This is a genomic window from Burkholderia sp. CpTa8-5 (assembly GCF_017815045.1).
Classification (GTDB): Bacteria; Pseudomonadota; Gammaproteobacteria; order Burkholderiales; family Burkholderiaceae; genus Burkholderia; species Burkholderia sola.
This window is the reverse complement of sequence record NZ_JAGIQD010000028.1, coordinates 1-21541: the sequence shown is the minus strand read 5'-3', so window position 1 is coordinate 21541 and position 21541 is coordinate 1. Positions and strand designations below refer to the sequence as shown.

The following is a 21541-nucleotide window of genomic DNA, read 5'->3' as shown; positions in this document are numbered from 1 at the left end:
ACGGTAAACGACATGCTCGACCCGATAGGCGCTACCCATAGAATCCGGGAATTCTTCCTGTCGTATCTGGAAACCGCTTTCCGGATTCGCGACCAGTCCGTCTCGGCAGCACGGCGACAACTACTAACCCGACACGGCACTCTGACGACGGAGCCCTTCCTCGAACCGGTGCCACGCTATGAACAGGTGACGCATTTCCTCCAGGACCTCGTCCTGCTCGACTCGGGGAATCCGCTGCGCTCTTTTTCGAGTGTGGCCCGGCGCGCGTTTGTGGAACTGGCACTGTCCGGACTGTTTCCCGGAGAAGCGTCCGACAGGGACGACGTGCGGCGAACCAGCAATGTGCGCCCCTACCTGCATCAATGGCAGATGCTCGAACGCGGTGTGGGTCGCGGTATGCCTGGAATCGTGACGTCCGGAACCGGCTCGGGAAAGACCGAATCGTTCATGCTGCCCATCTTCGCGACCATCGCGCAGGAGGCCGTGCGGTGGCCTGCGCCACATGGCGAAAAGCTCTCGAACGAATGGTACAAGGAAGCCGGACAGGAATTCGTCGCACAACGGTCCAAGGAAAGTCCCGGCCGACCCAAAGCGGTTCGCGCGTTGCTCATCTATCCGATGAACGCGCTAGTCGAAGACCAGATGACGCGGCTACGCCGCGCCCTCGACTCCGACGAAGCCACATCCGTGATGGATGAACGATTCAGCGGAAATCGCATTTTCTTTGGCCGATACACTGGCGCCGCACCGGTCACCGGCCACCTCAATCATCCTCGACGGGCCAACACTGCACAGGAAAAGCGTAAACGGGCGCGCCGCATAGAGACGATGCGCAGCCGGATGAGCGACCTGGCAGCCACGCAGACACTTGCGCGCGAACATGATGCGCGCGAACTTGCCGATGCACACGCGGATGGTCGAGATGCCCCCGAACCCACAAGGTTCTTGTTTCCCTCGCTCGATGGCGCGGAAATGGTCACCCGCTGGGACATGCAGGCAACCCCGCCGGATATCCTGATTACCAATACATCGATGCTCGCGACGATGCTCGTGCGCGAGGTCGACGAGCCAATCTTCACATCGACTCGCAAATGGCTCGAAGAAAACGACGATGCCTATTTCTTTCTGGTCATGGACGAACTCCACCTGGTTCGTGGCTCGGCCGGAATGGAGGTCGTCGGCCTCCTGAGAAGCCTCTTCGCCAAGCTGGGTCTCGACAGACCGGAGCATCGGCACAAGGTCAGGATTCTGGCGTCGAGCGCCTCGTTGCCCGATGAGGGTCCCGACTCGGAGGTCAGTCTCCAGTATCTGTTTGATTTTTTCGGCAGCTTTGGCTCGGCCCGCGAACCCGGCGACGCTGGTTTCGACACACCCGCAGACTGGCGCCATGCAATCGTGCGTGGACGGCAACTCACACAGCGGTTCAACGGCACCCTGCCGCTCGCTACCGAGCCGTTCGTGGAGCTCGCCGCTGTCCTGGACGTCAACGGGGCTGATTTTGCTCCACAAGTAACCGCGCGCACTTCCGCACTCGACGTCGCCCTCGCGCGGGTCGCGAGGGCGTTGGGAATAGACGCAACTCCGACGGATGTCGCCGCGGCTCTGCCCAAAGTGATTGCCGCCGCGTCATCCGCAATAGTTCATGCCTGCACGACCGACGATGGAACGTCCGCAGTGCTGCGCGCCACCGCGGTCAGTGAAATCGCCCAGCGACTTTTCGGAAGCGATGGCGTCGACGCCGAGAGAGCGGTTCGAGGGTTGTGCATCCTGCGCGGGCTTGCCGACACGGTATCAACGCCCGAACTCTACGGCATCGCGGTTCCGGACGGACTGCCGAGTGTCCGCCTTCACTCGTTCTTCCGGAGTATCGAGGGCATGTTCGCCGCACCCTATCGGGATAGCGGCGGAAAACTGCACTTCGACGGGCTCTCGGTTGAGCGCGGTCACACACACGCTCTGTGCGATGACGGTTCGACCAGGCGACTGTTTGAGCTCGTGTACTGCGAAGCGTGCGGCGAACTGTTTGTCGGTGGACGTCGAAACGCCGACGACAATTTGGGGGCGACCGAGCTGCTGACGACGGCGCCGAACTTGGAACAGCTACCCGAAGCTGCCGCGATTACCAACTACGAAAATCTCAGCTATAACGAGTACGCCATTTTCTGGCCGCGGCGCGACGAGCCGAAGGACGGTGAAACTACGCACGAACACTGGCCGGATGCGTCACTTGATACGCGCAACGCGATGGTCACGCCCGTTGCCGCATCCGACAACTCGCGTCTCGCGGGACGGCTCTTCCACATGAATCAAGCGGACGACCTGGCCAGGAAGCCCGGGTCAGCTTCACCGCGCTGCTGCCCCGCTTGCGGGACCGACTACAGCAGGCGCAGACCAGGGATGGGGGCCATGTCGCCGTTGCGAAGTTTTCGTACCGGTTTCGCGAAAACCTCGCAGTTGCTCGCGACCGAGCTGTTTTCGGCCTTGAGGGTGAGCGGTCGAACTCCCAAGTCCGTGGTCTTTTCCGACAGCCGTCAGGATGCGGCCCGTGCTGCTCTGGACATCGAGCGCCGACACCATCAGGATACCCGCAGGCAGATGCTCATCGAAGCGCTGAAGTCGGTCGTTGCTGAGCGACCAAATGGCGAAGCGCGCGAGGAGAAGAAGAAACAAGCTGACGAGGCACTCAAGAGGGGCGACTTCCTCGAACTGAAGCGGCTCTCCGATGAGCTGGCAAAGTTGCAACTTGCGACCGACCCGTCACGAGTTGCACTTGCCGAAGTAATAGAGCCGGTGCTGCTGACTTCGAACGAACTGCGCTCTTACCTGCGGCGACATGTCGAGCTTGGCATTCATCCGACGGACGCCGCGGGTATCGGCTACATCCGCAACGAGCCGTGGAATCACTGGGTCGTCCCTGCTGGAGCAAGCGGGAAGCCAGAATGGCCTGCACACAGCGGCAGCGGGGAGGCCGGGGAGGCTCGCGCCGAGATTCGCGAGGACCAGCGTCCGCTGACCTACGAAGTGCTGTTCGCGAAGACCTACTTCGCGCTCGAGGAGACGGGTATTGGCTATCCGTCGATGACCGCCAGCCAGACCACTGATTCGAACCGACTCGATGCCTATCTGCGGGTATTCGCAGATGCGTATCGTGTTGCGGGAAACCGTTGGTCCGAGGATGCGGCCCATGTCGACCATGCGCAGGAATTTGGCCCACGGCACCGGATTTTCAAGTTCGCGCGCGCCAGCGTACCCGCGGCGCCCGTCGTTGAACTGGACGACGTGCTGGAGAAATTCAGAGCCCTCGAACACGCACACGGTATCGTGGAGCTCAGCAAACTCTACGTCAGGCTGAGCCAACGGGGAGACCCCTACTATCGTTGCAGCAACTGTGGCCGTGTTCACCTGCATCGAGGAACCGGCATATGCACGCGCTGCCTTGACCCATTGCCTACTGAGCGGGAAGGCAATGTCGAACAACTGTGGGATTCGAACTTCCTGGCACGGCGCACCACGCGTTCCGAGCAGGGCAATGAATCAGCGTTCCGGCTCCATTGCGAGGAGCTCACGGGACAGACCGGCTCGCCGGCTGCCCGGCTCAGAGCCTTCAAGGGAATTTTCGTCGGAGAAAAGCAGTCGCCTGAATTTGAGCTCTTCAAGCGCATCAACGAAATCGACCTGCTGTCGGTCACGACGACGATGGAGGTTGGTATCGATATTGGTGCGTTGCAGGCCGTGTATCAGGCAAACATGCCGCCGCAGCGATTCAACTATCAACAGCGCGTCGGTCGCGCGGGCCGGCGTGGTCAGGCATTTTCAATGGTAGTCACCTTATGCCGGAGCCGAAGTCACGACCTCCACTATTTCCGCAATCCCAAGCGAATAACCGGTGACGTGCCGCCTCCGCCGTTCCTGACCACGGGACATGTCGTGATTGTCGAACGGATTGTGCGAAAGGCCTGGCTGGCTGCCGCGTTTGCACGCCTGCGGGATGAAGACGGCCCCGCTTATCCAGGAGATGACCTGACGGATACGCATGGCGAGTTTCCGCCCGCGCCCAACTTCTATGCCGCCACTGGCAACTGGCGGAGTCGGCTCGAGGGCGCGCTGGCCGCCACGCTCGCGACGCGGGACCGGGTCATCGATGCACTGTCCGACAAGGACACGACCCAAGCCAGGACCATGAAAGATGCAATGACACCACAACACCTGACGCACCAAGTCTGGTCCCTTGCCGGAGAAGGGGCGGGCAGTCCATTGCCATTGGCACAGTTTCTTGCTGAGCAGGGTTTGCTGCCCATGTACGGCATGCCAACAAGGGTACGCGACCTGTACGTGGGCATCGAGAACAACGAGGAAAAGACTCCTGAATTTGCAACTGTTGACCGGGACCTTGATATCGCGGTCTACGAGTTTGCGCCGGGGCGTTCGCTCGTGCGCGACAAGAGGAAGCACGAGTCAATTGGCTTCTCGCCAGCACTGCGCGAACCGGACGTGCAACCGAATCGCGCGACGTCATTCGGGTCATGGAAAGCAGAAATCCGATACATCGCGTTTTGCGAGTCCTGCGGGGCCGTGTCGAGTCTGGCCGACCTCCCGGTGGAAGAGGTCCGATGCGTGGATTGCGAAAGTAATATTCCCAGCGAGAGATTCGCGAGATATACCAGTCCGGTTGCTTTCACCACTGATTTCCGGCCCAAGTCTGTCGAAGAAGGAGAACTGGCGCCCGTGTTCCGGCGCGTAACGACAACTGAGGCCTCCAATGTTTCTCTCGACAGCGTGCCCGATTCGAACATGTCGGTTGGCACGACAGCGGACGCACGCGTTCTTCGACTCAACGAAGGCAAGCTCGATGATTCCGGCGCGGCCCAGCCGTTCGCCATGGTGCCGACCAAGGACCACCGGGTGCCAGCACCGGGAAATCGGAAATGGTCGTTGGACGGTCAACTCCTTAGCGAAGAAAAATTCGCCGAACTGGACTTGCGTGGCGCTGTGCGACGCAACACGGACTTGACCGACGAAGGGGTCCGGCTGATGGCCCGCAAGAAGACGGACGCCGTGTATCTCACTCCGGTCCGGGTTCCGGAGGGGCTGGATATCGGCCGGGTCGGCCGTGACTTCGGAGACACCTCGGTCCGTGCGGCACTGATTAGCGCGACTCATCTGTTGATGCAGCGGGCATCCCTCGAACTGGATATCGCACCCGACGAGTTCGAGGCTCTAGAGCCGCGCTTGCGCAACGGCAAGCCATTGCTGCAGATTGCAGACTTCCTCGTGAATGGCGCCGGATTTTCAAACCGCCTGGCCAAAGGGAATCCTCCGCTCGTCGTCAGGCTCGCGAAGTCCATGGTCGATGCCCCGCTATCGGACAGCCTCGTTGCACCGTACTTTCACGAGATGCATCGCGGTACGTGTTCGCAGGCGTGCTACGAGTGTATGCAGCGGTATGGCAACCGAGCCTATCACGGTTTGCTGGATTGGCGTCTCGGACTGTCGATGCTCCGGGTATTTCTCGACGCATCGTCGATGACGGGTCTGGACGGCAACTGGGCCACCTCCCCCGAACTCTCCGACTGGCCGGATTTGGCCTGGCGCTCGGCGGAAGAGATTGCCGGACTCAGCCCTGACCTATACGACCTGAAACGCGTTGGCCCACTGCGACTACCGTCGATAGAGGAGCGCAATACTCCGCGTCGATACGTAGTCGTTCATCCGTTCTGGTCGAGAAAGGCCGTGCTGGAAAAATGCGTAGACGGTTTTTCCGGGACGACGTTGCTGATTGACACGTTCCAGGCGGCAAGGCGCCCGCAACGCGTCCTGTTCGCTGCACGGGAGCATGCGCAGAAGCATGGACTCATGTAAACCACCCTGCGAGCACCCAGGTGCTCCCGCGTTAGGACCTACCGAGCGGGAGCGCGTCCGGTGCAGGGCGTCCTCCCTTCGCCTGCCCCCGCCGTTGACGCGCCGGAGTCACGGCGTGCCGACCGTCTGCATGCGAAGACCGCAATACCTGCCAAAAGTCCTCGAGGCCATTGGCAAACTCGAGTATCCTTCCGGGTGGCGCCCGGTAACCCGGTTCCTGAATGGAAGCGCCAGAAACGTACGACTCGGTCTTGATGTGAGGCTTCTCGCGTGACCAGAAATAGCGACAGATGAAAAAATGAGATTTGCGGGACTCTTTGCCGGAATCGGCGGATTCGAGCTTGGCCTGGCGAGGGCCGGACATACTACCGAACTGCTCTGTGATGTCAATGTCGCAGCCGAAGCAGTGTTGAAACGCCGCTTCGCCGACGTGCCTTACCATGCCGATATAACGACGCTGAGGTCCCTTCCGTCCGACATTGACGCAATCTGCGCTGGCTTTCCATGCCAGGACTTGAGCCAAGCGGGCCGCGGTGCAGGGCTTGACGGCCAGAAGTCCGGGCTCATTGCGGAAGTATTCCGCCTCTTGTCGCGACGGCGAATCCCTACCGTTGTTATCGAAAATGTGCCGTTCATGCTGCAGCTGAGCGGCGGTGCAGCCATGCGGGCTATCGCTGACGAATTCGAGCGCCGCGGCTATCGCTGGGCATATCGCGTCGTCGATACCTTTGCGTTCGGCCTGCCGCAGCGGCGGGAACGGGTCTTTATGGTGGCTTCGCGCGAAATCGACCCGGCAGGGGTTGTTCTCGCCGACGAGAATGTACTGCCCCGTCCGAAGACCGACGTGGGTCGCATTGCGCATGGCTTTTACTGGACCGAGGGACTAACGGGTCTCGGGTGGGCGGTCGACAGCGTCCCGACGCTCAAGAATGGCTCGACGATTGGCATTCCGTCGCCACCGGCGGTATTGCTGCCAGATGGACAAATCGTCAAGCCGAGTATCCGCGACGCGGAAAGATTGCAGGGATTTGCACCGGGCTGGACTGAACCCGCCGAGGAGACCGTTCGACCGTCGTTTCGCTGGAGTCTCGTGGGAAGTGCCGTCAGCGTTCCGGTTGCCCAATGGCTGGGGCAACGGCTGGCCAATCCAGGGGCCTATGACAGGCAGCTGGACGGCGAGTTTCCGGCGTCAGGCCGGATTCCGCGGGCCGCGCGCTTTGACGGCAAGCGCAGATATCAGGTATCCATAGGCGTCGACCCCTTAGGCCACCGGCCACCTTCCCTTTCGGATTTCTTGCTCGATGAGGGTGACCCGCTTTCGCTCAAGGCAACACTCGGCTTCCTGACCCGAACCCGTCGCGCCAAGCTCAAGTTTGACAATGCCTTCATAGCGGCGGTGGAGCGCCATGTCGAGCTGCTAGGCGGCGAAATTCCGCCCCGGATTGAAAGACAGCTGGAACTGCTGTCGGCCTGACATTGACGTCGAGGGGCGCAGTGCGCGATACGGAACATTTCAGATAAATTACCATGGCAACGACAGGACGAAACCAGCTCCGGTTTATCACCGAAGAAGACAAAACAGCAGCTGAAGCACAGGTTCGTGAGCTGCAAACTGACGTCGACTACGAAACCAAGGAATACACGGTCGAACTCATCGTGCAGAAGTATCTCGAAGGAGAGCCCGAGGACGCCAACGAACTCTTCGTTCCGGCCTACCAGCGCGACTTCGTATGGAGCCCCGACCGTCAAAGCAAGTTCATCGAGTCGGTGATGCTGGGGCTCCCGATACCTTACGTGTTCACGGCTTCCCTCGCGAAAGACATCGATTCGGACGAAGGTCGTGTCGAAATCGTCGACGGTTCGCAACGCATTCGCACGCTCGCGGCCTTCCTAAACGACGAGCTGATTCTCGATGGCCTGGAGAAGCTGTCCAAACTGAACGGATTCAGCTTTTCGGACATCGAACTCTCACGGCAGAGAAAGTTCAAGCGGCGCCCTATCCGTGTGATTGAATTATCCGAGAAAGCCACGGAATCGGTCAGGCGCGACATATTTGAACGCATCAATACAGGCAGTGACGAACTCCGGGCGATGGAGAAACGCAAAGGCATCTTTACAGGGCCTTTCTACGACTTCATCGCGGAATGCGCCGCCCTTCCGCTGTTTAACGAAGTGTGTCCGATTTCGTATCGGAAGCAGCGGAGGGAAGAAGCGGAAGAAATGGTACTTCGTTATTTTGCGTATGCCGACCGCTACGAACAATTCAACCATAGCGTGCGAAGCTTCCTTGACAGCTACCTGAAGGAACACCAGGACAGGTTCGATAAGGAGAAGTTGCTCGCCCGCTTTGTAACAATGCTTGAGTTCGTTCGCGACAATTTTCCCTTCGGCTTCCGGAAATCTCCTACAAACTCGTCCGTACCACGAGTCCGTTTCGAGGCAATTTCTGTCGGCGTAACGCTCGCGCTGCTGAAAAACCCTGAGCTCAATGCCTCGAAGCAGGATATTGCCGATTGGTTGGCGTCAGAGGAATTTTCGAAACATACAGTATCTGACGCGAGCAATTCGCGGCCCAAGGTGAAAGCCCGCATCGAATTTGTTCGAGACCAACTTCTGCGCGTATAAAAAATGCACTCCGTTCGCGCCGACTTCGACAAACGATGTGCTGAAATCAAAGACTATCTCGACTGGCTTGAAGACGCCGAATCGAAGGACCACGGCATCCCCAAAGGACTGCCGCCCACGATGAAGGCCGCCGCGATGCTGTTGCTTTACAACCTGATTGAGTCGACCATGACCAACGCGGTAGAGGCCATATTTGACGAGTTGCAGACGAGAAAAGTGGCATTCGACTCACTGAGTACCTGCCTCAAGGTTGCCGTACTTGCAAACGTCAAAAACGTGGCTGCGGACAAGCTAACGGACAAGCTGGTCGCCATCACCACCGACATCATTGGCTGCACGTTCGACAAGGCCAAGGTGTTCAACGGAAACGTGAATTCGAAAAAAATACGCGAAAAGCTGACCGAATTCGGGATTAAAACAACCAATTCTTACAAGGAGGAACGTCTTAACGCCATTATGGTGGCCAGAAACCGGCTCGCGCACGGCGCGGAATCTTTTGGCGACTACGGCAAGGACCTGACTGCGGGCGAACTCATTCGCGACTATGAACGCGTAAGCACCTTGCTAGCCTCCGTACTCAACGACGTCGAAGGATTTCTCAATCAGCGTCACTATCTGTCCGCGGTTTGAATCGCTACGCGTATCCGGCTCACGCACCCCGCTAGGTCTTTTTTCACTTCATGCTCCCACACGCGTATAACACGCCACCCGGCAGCAGACAGTTTGTCATCGACCTGTTGGTCTCGCTGCTGGTTCCGCCTGATTTTCTCGGCCCAAAATATCGCGTTTGAGACCGGTCTCGTGCCATGAAGTGGGCATCCATGCCAGAAGCACCCGTCTACGAAAATGGCGACCCTGGCGGCGACGAATACAACATCTGGCCGACCAGGCAGTGAGTTCGCCGCCTTGATGCGATACCTAAGACCTGTAGCCCAGAGTGCACGTCGTAATCGCAGCTCGATATCGGTTCCAGCCTGCCGCACTCGTCCCATGCGGACGCTCCGCTGCTCAGGCGTGAGGATGTCGACCATGATAAAACCTTTGCAACCTTCCAGTTCGCGGTCTGGACAGCTTACCAGCGAGTGAGCAACTTTTAGGGCCTCCCATGCTCGCGCTCCACGGGCGGGCGATGTGACACGACGCCTGGCACCGCGTGCGATTTGGCCATCCCACCGCGTCTTTTCGACGCGTGCCAGCGCAGACGTCGTATCCCGAGTCTGCGACGACTTCAGTGGCAACCGAAGCGGCCGCTCATTAGGACCACCTAAACCCCATAGCCACACACGCCTTGCCGGTGTTTTAGCGACGCACTTGATTTAGAACGGTCGCTACACTCCCCCGGCATGCTGCCCTATACCGTGCGCAATCGGCCCATGGACAATAGAGAAGCTCTTTATCCCGCTCAGTATGGGGCATCTCGTGCGTCGCGCGAAATCACCATGCACTTGAACCGCCCTGCTCCGCGTCCGTAATGGTCTCGTCGCATCTCAGTCCCACGTGTGACAAGGTACCGCGGCGACCGAACAGTCCCGGAAGGCGGTCCGCAAGCAACGTCGCCCGAAACAACCAAAACTTGATTTCTTGCAGCGTTTAAAGTCGCCACCGTATACCCTTGGCTGGAGGAGAGGGCTAGATACCCCGCGGCCAGCGGAATGGCGCCAAGCGGGAGCTCCGGGCGCAACCCGGGAGCAGCGGCTGGAGGGTGAGCGGCAAGGTGTGCATACCTTGTGTTGGTCCAGCCGAGTCGGGGCGATGCACGCGACCCCGATGCCCCGTACGAGAGACCGGCTCCGCAGTCCAGCGCGCAGGCTCAAGGGCGAAGCTCCCCCCTTGCCCAGCGTCCTGCTGGGCTAGGGGGGAGCTTCGCCCCATAGCTCAAGACACTCACCACAATCCAGACTTGAAAACCTGTTCTCAAAGAGAAAAACTTCATTCTATCCGCCGAACAGGATGCGATGCTGACCCGAGGAATATTTGAACGGCTCCGGATGCCTGAACTGGAAGGCTAATGAACTGTTGATTTGTACAGTATTTCGCGACTCGCTTATTTCAGGGAGACTACAGGGTCCCATCGGGGATAGCGTATGAATAAGCGAGACCAAAAACCAGAAGTAGAAAAGCCAATCGATACAAATGCGGCACCGACTATCGTAGCGTTTACGTTCCAGTTTGAGCGCGCGTTGTACTCATTGTTCTCAGGCAATGCGAAGCGGACCCAAGTCGGCATTGAGACACTCGACGATGTGGCAGAGTTGACGCGGAATGCCGATGGCTCCGTGGCTGCTCGGCTTGAGCAGGATGCAAACACGGTCCAATCTGCAGGCCAACCTTTTCAGGACAGCAGCTATAAGCTGTGGCACACGCTTCGCGTTTGGTTGAGTCATGTCAAAGCATTGCGGGAAAAGTATGCGGACGTCCAATTCTGCTTGGTCACAAACGCCAAAGTTCCCGAGAAGGCGTTGGTTCGCGTACTTTCCGACGCGAGGTCGGACGAGCAAGTAAAGGCTGCTGCATTTGCGCTGCGCGCGCAGGCTCAGGTCATGGTGGCGAAAGAGAAGCCGAAAGCGACGGCAAACCCCGCGTCCAAACCGAAGACTTCAACGAAGAAGAGTTCTACGGCGAAGGCAGAGGCGGAAGCAGTTCTGAAATACGACGACGTCGATTTGAGCTACCTCGTGCGTGGGGTGGAATTATTGGACAACGGGGGCACCAGCTCAGTCGCACAACCGCGTGAAGCCACCATTGAGCTTTTCCAGTTGCCGTCGGCGCTCGTGGAGCATGGCGAGGAAGTCTACCAATACCTACTCGGCATCGCAGTCGACACTTGCCGTCAGGCATGGACCACCGGAGAGACAGTCTGGCTTTCCCCCCAGGTTTTTAGGGACCATCTTCACAACGAACGAGACCGCAGATTTCTCTATAAGTACCTCGACCGCCCGATGATGCACGTTGATTTCAAGAATCTCGTCGCAAAGGGCGGCCGTGAATTCTTTTTCCTGAAGCAACTCTCTCGCCTCGATATCCCACCGAGAATCATTGACCGTCACTTGGAAAAATACTGGGCTTTTTATGTCGAGCGCGTACGGCTTGAGAAAGAGGGATTCAACCAGGTCGACTGGGAAGCGCGCGAAGATAGTCTTCACCAGCGATGGCAAGACTGTCGCGACAACGCAGTGATGGAGTCGATGACGCGGGCGGGCGCTACGCCTGAGGAAGTTGGTGTGCGAACTCTCACCAAAACGCTGGACGAGAATTTCAAGGCCGCGCTCGGAAGGCACGAAACTGGTAACTCGTACTTCACCCACGGGCACTACCATCAGATGGCGAATGAGCCTGATGGCCGTTTTTTCGTCTACTGGCATCCAGAATACGGTTCCCAGAAGGACGCCGATGACGAAGGAGGCTCCTGATGTCAGGCTACACCGACCGCTCGCTCATCCATAACAGCGCACTTGCATGCTTCCTTCTGGCGAGTTTCACCAAGGAATATCAGACTCGCACGGGTAACAAGCGCCATCCGTCGTTCGAAAAGCTGCTGCTCGTGCTGCCTCTCATTTGGCATGGCCCAAGCCGAAGAGGTATCTGTAATCGAAACTTCGGCACACCGATGCATGCAGTCCTTGCGGATGAGCCTCGCATTACCGAGCGACTGTCCGATAGGGTCAGCGCCCACGCGGCGGTATCGGCGCAGGGACTCAATATCGCGTGTGCGACGGGGCTTCTAGTCGAGCGTTTCGATGCTGAGGAGAGGGAATTCGCTTTTGCCCCGCCGCGTTGGCCCCAGGGAAGTAGTCCGACGAGCATCGATAGGGAAATGTCCGGTTCCGCCCTGCGCCTTGCGAACTGGTTCAAAGACTTCACCACGGCAGAACTCTTCGTAACACTCGGTCTATATTGATATGCAATTCTTCATTTCACAGCTTATTCTTTGGCCGAAAAATCAACGCCTCAAGATTCGAACACTCGAATTTGAGGAAGATAAGGTTAACGTCATCCATGGACGCAGTCGCACCGGGAAGTCGTCCATCATCGCCATCATTGACTACTGCCTCGGTGCTAAACGGTGCACCATACCAGTTGGCGAAATTCGCCAGAAAACAGAATGGTTCGGTCTAAAGGTACGGATTCGTGATACATGGATTTTGATTGGCCGTCGTACGCCGCTAAGTAGCTTTGGGAGCGGGGAATTCTTCTTTTTGACGTTGGATGGTTGCGACGCCCCCATACCAGCCCGTATTGAGGCCACACACACCCACCCTCAATACAAGGATGAATTCAACCGTATAGCGCGCGTCACAAACATGTCATTGGTAGACGACGAAGACGCTGAGAATTCGGAGAATCGACCATCCTATCGAGATTTGGCCGCGTTCAACTTCCTCCCGCAGCACATCGTCGCCAATCCGAACGTTCTGTTCTACAAAACCGATACATACGAACACAAGGACAAGTTTAAGCGGGTCTTGCCGTACGCGCTGGGCATTGTCAATGCGGAGTATTTGCAGAAGGCGCGAGAGCGCACGCGACGTTTGAAAAATCTCGTTGCTCTTTATAAAGAGCAACGGACTCGTGAGACAGCGTTCGCATCGTGGCAATCCGATGTTAGGGCGCTCTGGAATGAATCAGTTCAACTGGGATTGTCAGACGAGCGTGCCGAGATGTCGCTTGAAGCGTGCGTGACGTCTCTAAAGGCGCTGAACGACGCGTACGTCGCAGGGAACCTCGCGCAGCGACTGCGAACCCCACATCACGGCTTGGCAAACGAACTATTCCTAGACGCAACCGAACAAGAGGAAAAGGCACAAAGGAAAGTCGATGATTTGGTGCAAGAGTTGCGCGACTATCAGAGATTGTCAAACCGAGCGAAGAAGCTGACCGGCGCAATGGAGGATGAGAAGGTTCGCGTCGTGAACCTTGGTTGGCTGCAGCGCAGCTTGGTTCGAGACGCGTCGTGTGTGGTCTGTGGCTCAGCGAGCAACCACAACCATGACGTGCTAAATGGCCTCGAAGAAAAGCTCGACAGCGTGACACGACTGTCGGCAGCGCTTCTTGAGGGACCGATTGTCGACAGGCAACTGGCAGCCCTCGAAAAGAATCTCTCCGAAGCGGAAGACGTCCTCCACGCGGCACGAATGCACCGGCTGAGCCTTGAGCCCAAGGCCTCGGTGCCAGCGGAATCCTTGGGCCGAGTGTATGTGCTCCTCGGAAAATTACAGGCTCTTCTCGGTGCTCTGGCGACGCTGGATGGCGAGGATGACTTAGGAAACCGCATCCGCGATACGGAGGAGAAGCTTGCTCAACTAGATGACTATTTCCGAAATTCAGACCGGGAAGCAAGAGAGAGAGCGGTCGCTGTAGAACTCGGTGAATACATCAAAGGCTATGCGAAATGGTTTGGACTTCGGTCGAAGGCAACTGTCGAACTGGACCAAAAGGAACTGACTCTGACTTTTTCGCGAGACACCGGAACCCATAAGGACTATCTGTGGGAAATCGGCAGCGGTGCCAACTGGATGGCATATCACGTTTCGACATTCCTGGCATTGCACGAATTCTTCACTAAGCCAGAACGTTTAAATGGCCCGGTTTTCAGTTTCCTCACGATTGACCAGCCAAGCCAAGTGTTCTTTCCAAGCGCTCACTCAGGGGAGAATCTTCTTGATGAGCATGACGACCAGGCCAAGAGCTTGAGTGGTTCCAGGGACGCCGACATTGAAGACACCCGCAAAATCTTTCTTGCCTTAGCACGTGGTCTCGTACGTACGAAGTTCAAGTATCAGATTATCGTCGTCGAGCATGCAGACAAATCCATTTGGGGGAGTGCAGACCACATGAATGAGGTAGCCGCGTGGAAAAATGAAGGCGACGGGCTCATTCCCCGCGAATGGTTCGGCCGCTGATTGAGGTGGCGGGAACGGATGAGAGCTGTATAGAACTACAGGCTGTATGCGTCAGCATGGAATCCACGCCAGGCCTCGTGCGACAGGGGCTTGGCAGTACTGCACTTTGCGCACAAAGTGCAGTACATTTGGGGTCAGATTCAGGCCAAGTTTTCTCATTTCCGTTGAGAATGCGTGAGAAGCCACGAGTGCCCCTCCAAACCTCTCCGTACGCATGATTGTGTCTGTCATATTGCCTGCATAGGGTCTTCCCTATATGATTTTGCTCGGCCGTGAGAGAGGCCCGCACAAGGAAAATCAAATGGGAGCGCAGGACCTTATCGCATTGACAAATTCGGGGTTACTCCAGTCCGACCGGATTGTTAAATTGGATACCCCCGCCGGACCGAATGTGCTTCTGCCACATATTGTGGTGGGCACTGCTCGCCTGGGTGGCAATTTCGAGATTACCGTCGACGTTGTTTCGCTGCAGGATTCAATCGAGCTGAAGTCCCTCATCGCGCAGCCCGTCACACTTTGGATTCAGCAGTCTGACAAAACGTATCGTCCCCGACACGGGTATGTTCATACGGCCCGCCGGCTGGGTGCCGACGGGCGGCTGGTCAGCCTGCAACTGATTTTCTCGTCGTGGCTTCACTTCCTGAAGTTCCGCAAGGACGCGCGCATATTCCAGGACCAGACCGTCGAAGCCATTCTCGAGACAGTGTTCCAAGGGCATCCCCAGGCAGTTGGGGCGTACCGAATCGAGGTGGGCAAACCGTCACCGGCACGCTCGTTCTGCGTGCAGTACGAAGATGATTGGAACTTCGTGCACCGGCTGATGGAGTCGGAAGGCTGGTTCTATTACTTCGAGCATGCCGACGACGGTAAATCTCATACCCTCGTCGTCACAGACGACCTGTATTCACTCAAGCCGCTTGCGCCGGAACAGGTCCGGTTCTATCGGGCCGGCGTCACGCGCCAGCCCGACGCGTTCGTGCACTGGTCAGGCACGCGGACCTTACAGAGCACGTCGTACTCGACGAGTACGTTCGACTATAAGAACCCCGAAGCGCGCAAGGAGAAATCGTTTCCGACCGTCGCGAACCAGGGCGAGCTTCCGCAGCAGGCCGAAGTCTACGAGTACACGGGGCCATACACGTACCTCGATGACGACCGCGGCGACCGGTTAACCAAGCTCAAGCTCGAGGAATGGGAGTCGCGCGCGAAGCGATTCCACGGTGTCGCTAGCGTGCCGAGTATCGACGTCGGTGGCTGGTTCAGTTTGCTAGACCATCCCGAGCACGACGGAGATGGCGCCGAGGACCGCAAATTTGCGGTCGTCGAGGCCACTTGGTACATCCGCAACAATCTCCCGATTGGGGAAACCCGCCCTTATCCGCATAGCCTCGATGCCCGTCTTGCCGAGGTTCGTGATGCTCACGAGGAGTCGGCACCTGCGTTCACGGTTAAAGATGCTTCAGGCAGTGAGGGCTTCTTCCTCGTTGATGTCGAAGCCCAGCGCCAGAAGGTGCCGTTTCGCAGCCCGTTCGAACACCGAAAGCCCGTCATGCACCTTCAGACGGCGACGGTCGTCGGCCCTGGCAACGAAGAGGTCTACACCGATGCTCTGAACCGCATCCTGGTGCGCATGCACTGGGACCGGCGTGAGGGCGTCGGAGCGACATGCTGGGTGCGCGTTTCCTATTCCGATACTGGCGGCGGCTACGGCAGCGTGCACGTGCCACGCGTTGGCGAAGAGGTGACCATCGAATGGCTTGGTGGTGATTGTGACCGCCCCATTGCAACAGGCCGCGTCTACAACGGCGCAACGCAGCCGCGCTGGCATTCGAACGGCATCCTGTCAGGCTTCAGCTCGAAGGAATACGGCGGCAACGGTTACAACCATCTCGTGATGGACGATGCAACCGGGCAGAACCGGCTGCAACTGTTCTCGTCGCAAGGCAGTTCCATGCTTCACCTGGGATACCTGATTGCCCAGGACGGCAATGTCCGCGGCAGCTATCTCGGCAGCGGCTTCGACCTTCGCACCGATGCGTACGGCGCGATTCGCGCCAATCGGGGGCTTTTCCTCACGACCCATCCTGGTTCGGGTGCGGCGCACCAGCAGTTGGAGGTCCGACAAGCCCAGCAGCAACTCACCAGCGCTCACAACTTGGTCGAGTCGCTTTCCGACGTCGGCAGCCAGCACCAGGCCGAAAGCCTGAAAGCGGGCCAAGACGCGCTCAAGGCTTTCACGGACGCCACGACCGACAACGTTCAGGGGCAAGACCAGGGGAGCGGCGGCCGCACGGCGGGAGGCGGCACGGGCGCAGCCAACGCGTTCAAAAAACCTATTCTTCTGGCTGCAAGCCCGGTGGGCATTGCACTGTCGACGCAGCGGTCGGTGCACTTGGGTGCAGACGAACACGTGAACGTGGTCAGCGGCCAGAGCACCCACATCGCGGCCGGAAAATCGCTGCTCGCGAGTGTCGCCGAACGCATCAGCCTGTTCGCCCAGAACGCCGGGATGAAGCTCTTCGCTGCGAAGGGCAAGGTGGAAATCCAGGCGCAGTCGGACAACATCGAAGTGACCGCGCAAAAAACGGTAAAGGTGCTATCGGCGACCGAGAAGGTCGAAGTGGCCGCGAGCCAGGGCATCCTGCTGACCTCAGGTGGCGCGTATATCCGCATTCAGGGCGGCAATATCGAGATTCACGCTCCGGGCAAGATAGACATCAAAGGAGCGCAGCATGCGTTCGCTGGCCCCACGAGCGCACCCTACGATTTGCCGGCCCTGCCCAAGGGCGACCTGCACAACAAGCTCGAACTGAATCTCACGGACGACAACCTCAAGGCTGTGCCTCAAGCTCCCTACAAAGTCGTGTTCGAGAACGGAACGACCTTGGCCGGCAATCTCGACGGTAACGGTCACGCGGTACTGCGTGACGTGCCAGACGGAACTGCAAAAGTCTTCTTCGGGGAGGACGCGCGCCCATTCACGCCACAGCCTGTTCCCGCTCCTACGGACCTCACGCAACCTGATGTTCTCAAAGAACTACATGCAGCTGGGCACGAGGGCATCACGAACGACAATCTCTACAGCCTGTTCAACAAATTTTCTGGCCGGCCGGACGTGAAATGAACGAAAGCGACCAACAAGCGATTGAAGACGCGGTCAAAGAGATTGGCTGGTCGATGGCAACCAACGCCGTGCCGTTGTTCTATGTCGCGCAGAACGTTTACGACACTACGGAAAGCGTCTGGACGGTGTGGAACGCACGCGAAAGTGCAGACGAGATGACGAAAATCGAGGCCGGCATCGACTTGGTGTTCGCCGTCGTGGGCTGGGTCCCTGTCGTCGGCGCCGGCGTGAAGCGTACGTTCCGCCTCGTCAATCACAAGTCTGAAATCTACGGCCCGCTGTTGTTCGACATTCTGCGTTTGGTGCTCCAGCAAGCGCACATTCAAACCAGCCCGGATGCGTTGATTGATAAGCTGTTCGATGCCACCGGGGTCAAGAAATATCTGACCGAGGCGCGCGAACACATCCAGAAGTCCTGGCTGTATCGCGAGATGCCGTCCGCAATGCAGGTCACGTTTATGCAGGCGCTGACCTTCGTCGAAACGAACCTGCCGTACTGGCTCGCGCAGTTCGTCCAGCGCAAGCTGCTCCACTGGCGCAAGAAGCAGCCAAACTCAGCCGCAGTCAGCACCCTCGAAGAGCATCGGACCACCGAAAAGCCGGGCGCCAAGGGAGAAGAGGCCAAGGCGGGCCATGACCGCCCGGTCCCGACACCCTCGCGAGGCGTGGTGAATGCCAAGCTCGCGGTAACCGATATCACAACGGGTATCACCGGCATTCTGGGTGAGCATATCGGCGACTACTACTGCTACGAGAAGCTCAAGTGGGGCAACGGCTGGAAGGACCACGACAAGGGGTTAAGTGGCAAATGGAGTGAGCAGCCGGGCCTTCGGGTCATGGGCAAGCTCAATGACAAAGGCAAGCTGAACAAACTCTTCGACCTCAAGGCACGCGGCCACGGTATAGATGGCGTTTGGCGTGCTGCACCGTTCAGCAATCAGACGAAGGACTTCGCTATCGTCGAAATCAAGGCATCGACGACGACACGAAAGCTGAAGGACCCTAATGCCAAGCATGGTATTGCTGGCAAACTTGGAACCGTGAAGGAAGCCGTCCGGCCACCGGCAAACGACTTGCTCGAGCCGCCTGAAGATGCCGGTCCAACGATACCCTCTAAAGGGGGCGGCAAGCCAGGAGGTGGAGGTAAGCCCGGAGGTGGGGGAGGAAAGCCGTCCGGTGGGGGCAAACCAGCTGCTGGAGGTGGTGCCGGAGAGGGTCCGGAACATGGCCAGCAGAAGTCCCCATCTACATCACCGGACACCACCTCTGGCGCAACCACTGAGGCTGGCGGAAAAGACACCGCCAAGGGCGACAAATCTGTCGATAGAGTCCAAATGAGCACCGCCTGGATTCAGCGGAATCTTCCGCAGGCCGTACCCGAACCAATGGTTTCGGCAATCTTGCGGTCTGGGTATTCCCGACACATTCTGTACGTTCCGTTCTACCTTCCTTCAGCAGCGCAGCACGTTGAAGCATTGGCTGTGGGGGACGAACACGGACATACGGACCACGACCTTCCCTTTACCCACCATTACAAAGAAGGGGAAGTGGCGGAAGCTGTCAAGCTCAAAGCCAGCAGGCTAAAATCGCGGACGTAACTTGAGAGAGTGGACATGAGCGACGATTTTGATTCTAAGCGGCGACAGCGTTTTCTGGGCGAAGACTACTTCAAGTGGTTGATGGCGTCGTTGAGTGACGACGCTACCTACTGGTCCGAAAATACTGCCCCCACTGGCGAAACCGAAAGTGAGCGTAAAGCGACTACTGCCCTGTACCTCTCATCTTACCGCTATCGTCGCTTCTTGCTGATGTACACCGGCGGCGTGGATATCGGGTTACTGCGTGGCGAACTCGACTCAGTCGTGGATGCCTTTGCGCAATACACCAAAGCCAAGCGTCTTTATGAGGAGGACGCAGAGCAACCCCCGTTGGCATTTAGCGTCATCGGAGATTACGAGAATGTCATGCAGCTAATTGGTTGCTGCTACCTCATGCATCGACGTGACCTGCTACCCCGAATTGTGGAGATGTTTGACCCAGCCTATCGCGGACAAGACACGCTGTACGAGGACCTCTTGTCGTATGAGTTCGCGGGCCGCGTCGACGTAGACAGTTGGTTCCACGACGTTCCTTATCGTCCGCTCGTTTTTTCCCTGTATCGCGAGACGAAAGATGAGTGTGTCAGCGACATCATCGAATATCTGGAGGCTTGGTATCCGGGTATGGCGAGCGCGCCGTGGCACGACGGCCACCTTGAAGCCCAGAGGAACGGCAAAGGTGCATATGTCGGCTACTGGGCGATAGAGGCTGCCGCTGCGGCCTACCTGTTGAAGGTAGATGATTCCGCATTCCGGGACCATCTGCTGTATCCGAAGGACCTCGCTGACTTCGCCCGCAGCTTCGACGCATCAAAGGAAACCGCGCCGGCGTTTCAAGGTAGCTCTGCAGCGACTGTGCGCACAGGCCAGCCATGCCCGGAGACTGGTATCTGGAAAGCGCAGGGACACAACGTGCCAGGCGTGATGGTGCAACAAGGCGAGCGCATGCCCGAAGTGTTCGCTCCGGACAGGTCAGGTGCATATCGCTCCCAACCAGCGCTCTGGGAGTTTGAACGCAAAGCATGACGTGCGAATGAGTTCGCCAAGCCGCGCGCTCAAATTCCGATGCGCGCGGTCTCGCCGAACTTGATGCCTTACTTTGCGATGAGGAAACGGTCGCGGTTCTTTGCGTCGCGAATCCAGAGCGGAGCACGACCACGGCCTGACCACGTCTCGCCAGTCTTCGGATTCTGGTACTTCGGCTCAGAAGTCGTTGCCGAACCCGTAGTCTTCTTGGCGCGCTTGCGACCAAAAATCTGGTCTTCAGTGATACCGTATTCAGCGACAAGCTCGCGAACCTGTGCAACGACTGCTTCGAGCTCAGCAACGCGCGCTGCCTCGGTGCGCTCCTGAAGCGCATCGAGTTGGGCCTTCAGTGCCTTATAGTTTTCTGCCATTCTTTAGCTCTCCCGTCGTTTAAGCGCGATTCATGCATCAGGACAATGCAGTAATCGCTAGCCGGCAGTATAACTGCCGGCTCGAATCTCTCTCACACCAGCAGGCGTAGATGGCATCAAACGCGGCATGGACGCGTGTCGATTGCATCAGCTCTTCATTGCGCGCGTCGCGTATCGATTCCTCGTATCGCACGTCGACTCCGTCTTCGTCAGGTTTGTTCTCAACTATGCCGGCACCAGCGCATAGCGCCGACGTAAGCGGTATTGCGCGCTGCAAATGCAGTTTGCGTGACAATTCACTTCGGTCGGCGCCGCCTCAGTCCCTCACATGGTTCCCGTCCCGAACAAATTGCCGCGGGAATCCGCTCCGCCACATCCGCCGATACGCATCGGGTCGTTCATCGGCAAGGCCGTAGCGGGATTCAGGCAGGCCGTATATCTCACCGACCTGCCATTTTCGTACCGGCGAATACAATCCGCGTTACGACAAGAGTCTGAGTACCGAGTGACAGTACCGGCATTGGCAGGCGCATCGTGCGGCGTGCTGGTGTCTCGTTGCTGCGAAATTCGTCGTTGCACCTGCTCAAACGATGCTGGCACCGCGACAGGGCCTGTATTGAACACGGCGGCTTTCTTATCGCAGCTCTCACCTTTTTTTAACTGCTCGCACGCGCTCTGTGCTCGCCCCAGGGCGCCGTCCTTCGTATCGTCTATCACCCACGATGAAGTAGTTTTGCTCTCAGCTACCGCAATCCAGACTGACGCGTCGTTCGATGTCTTGACTTCGCATGTCTCTGGTTGACTGGTGCGTTTCCGGCAGCCTTCAAGCGCACCTGCTTTAGCTTGTTCAGGTGACTCACTGCCATACTCCACATAAGCGCCGCCCTTACCCATAGTCACGGCGTACCATCGCTCGCCGCTATCCCATGACGCAAGGTCCAACCGGCAGTGCCGTTTAAATGTAAGCGTCAATCTGAGGCCGTCTTGACGATCAGAACTTGACCTCTGAGAGGCGCTGATTCGCGAGCACGAGATCAA

Annotated in this window: 13 protein-coding genes; 10 read left to right on the top strand and 3 right to left on the bottom strand. The window is 58.0% G+C overall.

The genetic code is table 11. The features are described from left to right. Nucleotides 1-12: 12 nt before the first annotated feature. From J8I35_RS28990 to J8I35_RS28975, 4 genes are all read left to right on the top strand, one after another. The gene (locus tag J8I35_RS28990; RefSeq protein WP_209928277.1) at nt 13-5859 is read left to right on the top strand and encodes a DEAD/DEAH box helicase; all 5847 of its coding nucleotides are present in this window, start codon (nt 13-15) and stop codon (nt 5857-5859) included. A 298-nt stretch (nt 5860-6157) separates the two neighbouring features. Beyond that, nucleotides 6158-7333: a DNA cytosine methyltransferase gene (locus tag J8I35_RS28985; RefSeq protein ID WP_186100895.1), complete on the top strand. Its 1176-nt coding sequence runs from the start codon at nt 6158-6160 to the stop codon at nt 7331-7333. A gap of 53 nt (nt 7334-7386) precedes the next feature. Further along, entirely contained in the window at nt 7387-8484 is a 1098-nt protein-coding gene (locus tag J8I35_RS28980) for a DUF262 domain-containing protein (RefSeq protein WP_186100894.1), read from the top strand. A 3-nt stretch (nt 8485-8487) separates the two neighbouring features. Further along, nucleotides 8488-9114: an MAE_28990/MAE_18760 family HEPN-like nuclease gene (locus tag J8I35_RS28975; RefSeq protein ID WP_186100893.1), complete on the top strand. Its 627-nt coding sequence runs from the start codon at nt 8488-8490 to the stop codon at nt 9112-9114. Here J8I35_RS28975 and J8I35_RS28970 read toward each other — a convergent pair. Beyond that, nucleotides 9096-9476: a very short patch repair endonuclease gene (locus tag J8I35_RS28970; RefSeq protein ID WP_245170475.1), complete on the bottom strand. Its 381-nt coding sequence runs from the start codon at nt 9474-9476 to the stop codon at nt 9096-9098. The two genes, J8I35_RS28975 and J8I35_RS28970, sit on opposite strands and share 19 nt — an antisense overlap. 1092 nt (nt 9477-10568) lie before the next feature. Here J8I35_RS28970 and J8I35_RS28965 point away from each other — a divergent pair. From J8I35_RS28965 to J8I35_RS28940, 6 genes are all read left to right on the top strand, one after another. Further along, the gene (locus tag J8I35_RS28965; protein WP_209928272.1) at nt 10569-11894 is read left to right on the top strand and encodes an ABC-three component system protein; all 1326 of its coding nucleotides are present in this window, start codon (nt 10569-10571) and stop codon (nt 11892-11894) included. Next, nucleotides 11894-12382, top strand: coding sequence for a three component ABC system middle component (locus J8I35_RS28960; RefSeq protein ID WP_209928270.1), 489 nt, complete (start codon nt 11894-11896; stop codon nt 12380-12382). Before J8I35_RS28965 ends, J8I35_RS28960 begins: the two co-directional genes overlap by 1 nt. A 1-nt stretch (nt 12383) precedes the next feature. Continuing rightward, complete coding sequence (locus J8I35_RS28955; protein WP_209928266.1) at nt 12384-14384, top strand: DUF3732 domain-containing protein; 2001 nt, start codon at nt 12384-12386, stop codon at nt 14382-14384. A gap of 301 nt (nt 14385-14685) precedes the next feature. Then, on the top strand, nt 14686-17508 hold the full coding sequence (locus J8I35_RS28950; RefSeq protein WP_209928264.1) for a type VI secretion system tip protein VgrG: 2823 nt from the start codon (nt 14686-14688) through the stop codon (nt 17506-17508). Then, on the top strand, nt 17505-19106 hold the full coding sequence (locus tag J8I35_RS28945) for a hypothetical protein (RefSeq protein WP_209928262.1): 1602 nt from the start codon (nt 17505-17507) through the stop codon (nt 19104-19106). The genes J8I35_RS28950 and J8I35_RS28945 overlap by 4 nt, the downstream gene beginning before the upstream one ends. Nucleotides 19107-19121: 15 nt before the next feature. After that, nucleotides 19122-20132 (top strand): PoNe immunity protein domain-containing protein, encoded by a 1011-nt coding sequence (locus J8I35_RS28940; protein WP_209928260.1) that lies wholly within the window; start codon nt 19122-19124, stop codon nt 20130-20132. 68 nt (nt 20133-20200) lie between these two features. Here the strand turns inward: J8I35_RS28940 and J8I35_RS28935 are convergent, their stop codons facing one another. Further along, nucleotides 20201-20503: an H-NS histone family protein gene (locus tag J8I35_RS28935; protein WP_205783001.1), complete on the bottom strand. Its 303-nt coding sequence runs from the start codon at nt 20501-20503 to the stop codon at nt 20201-20203. A 324-nt stretch (nt 20504-20827) separates the two neighbouring features. After that, nucleotides 20828-21541, bottom strand: a 714-nt coding sequence (locus tag J8I35_RS28930; RefSeq protein WP_209928258.1) for a DUF4189 domain-containing protein, incomplete at its 5' end; no start/stop codon positions are given.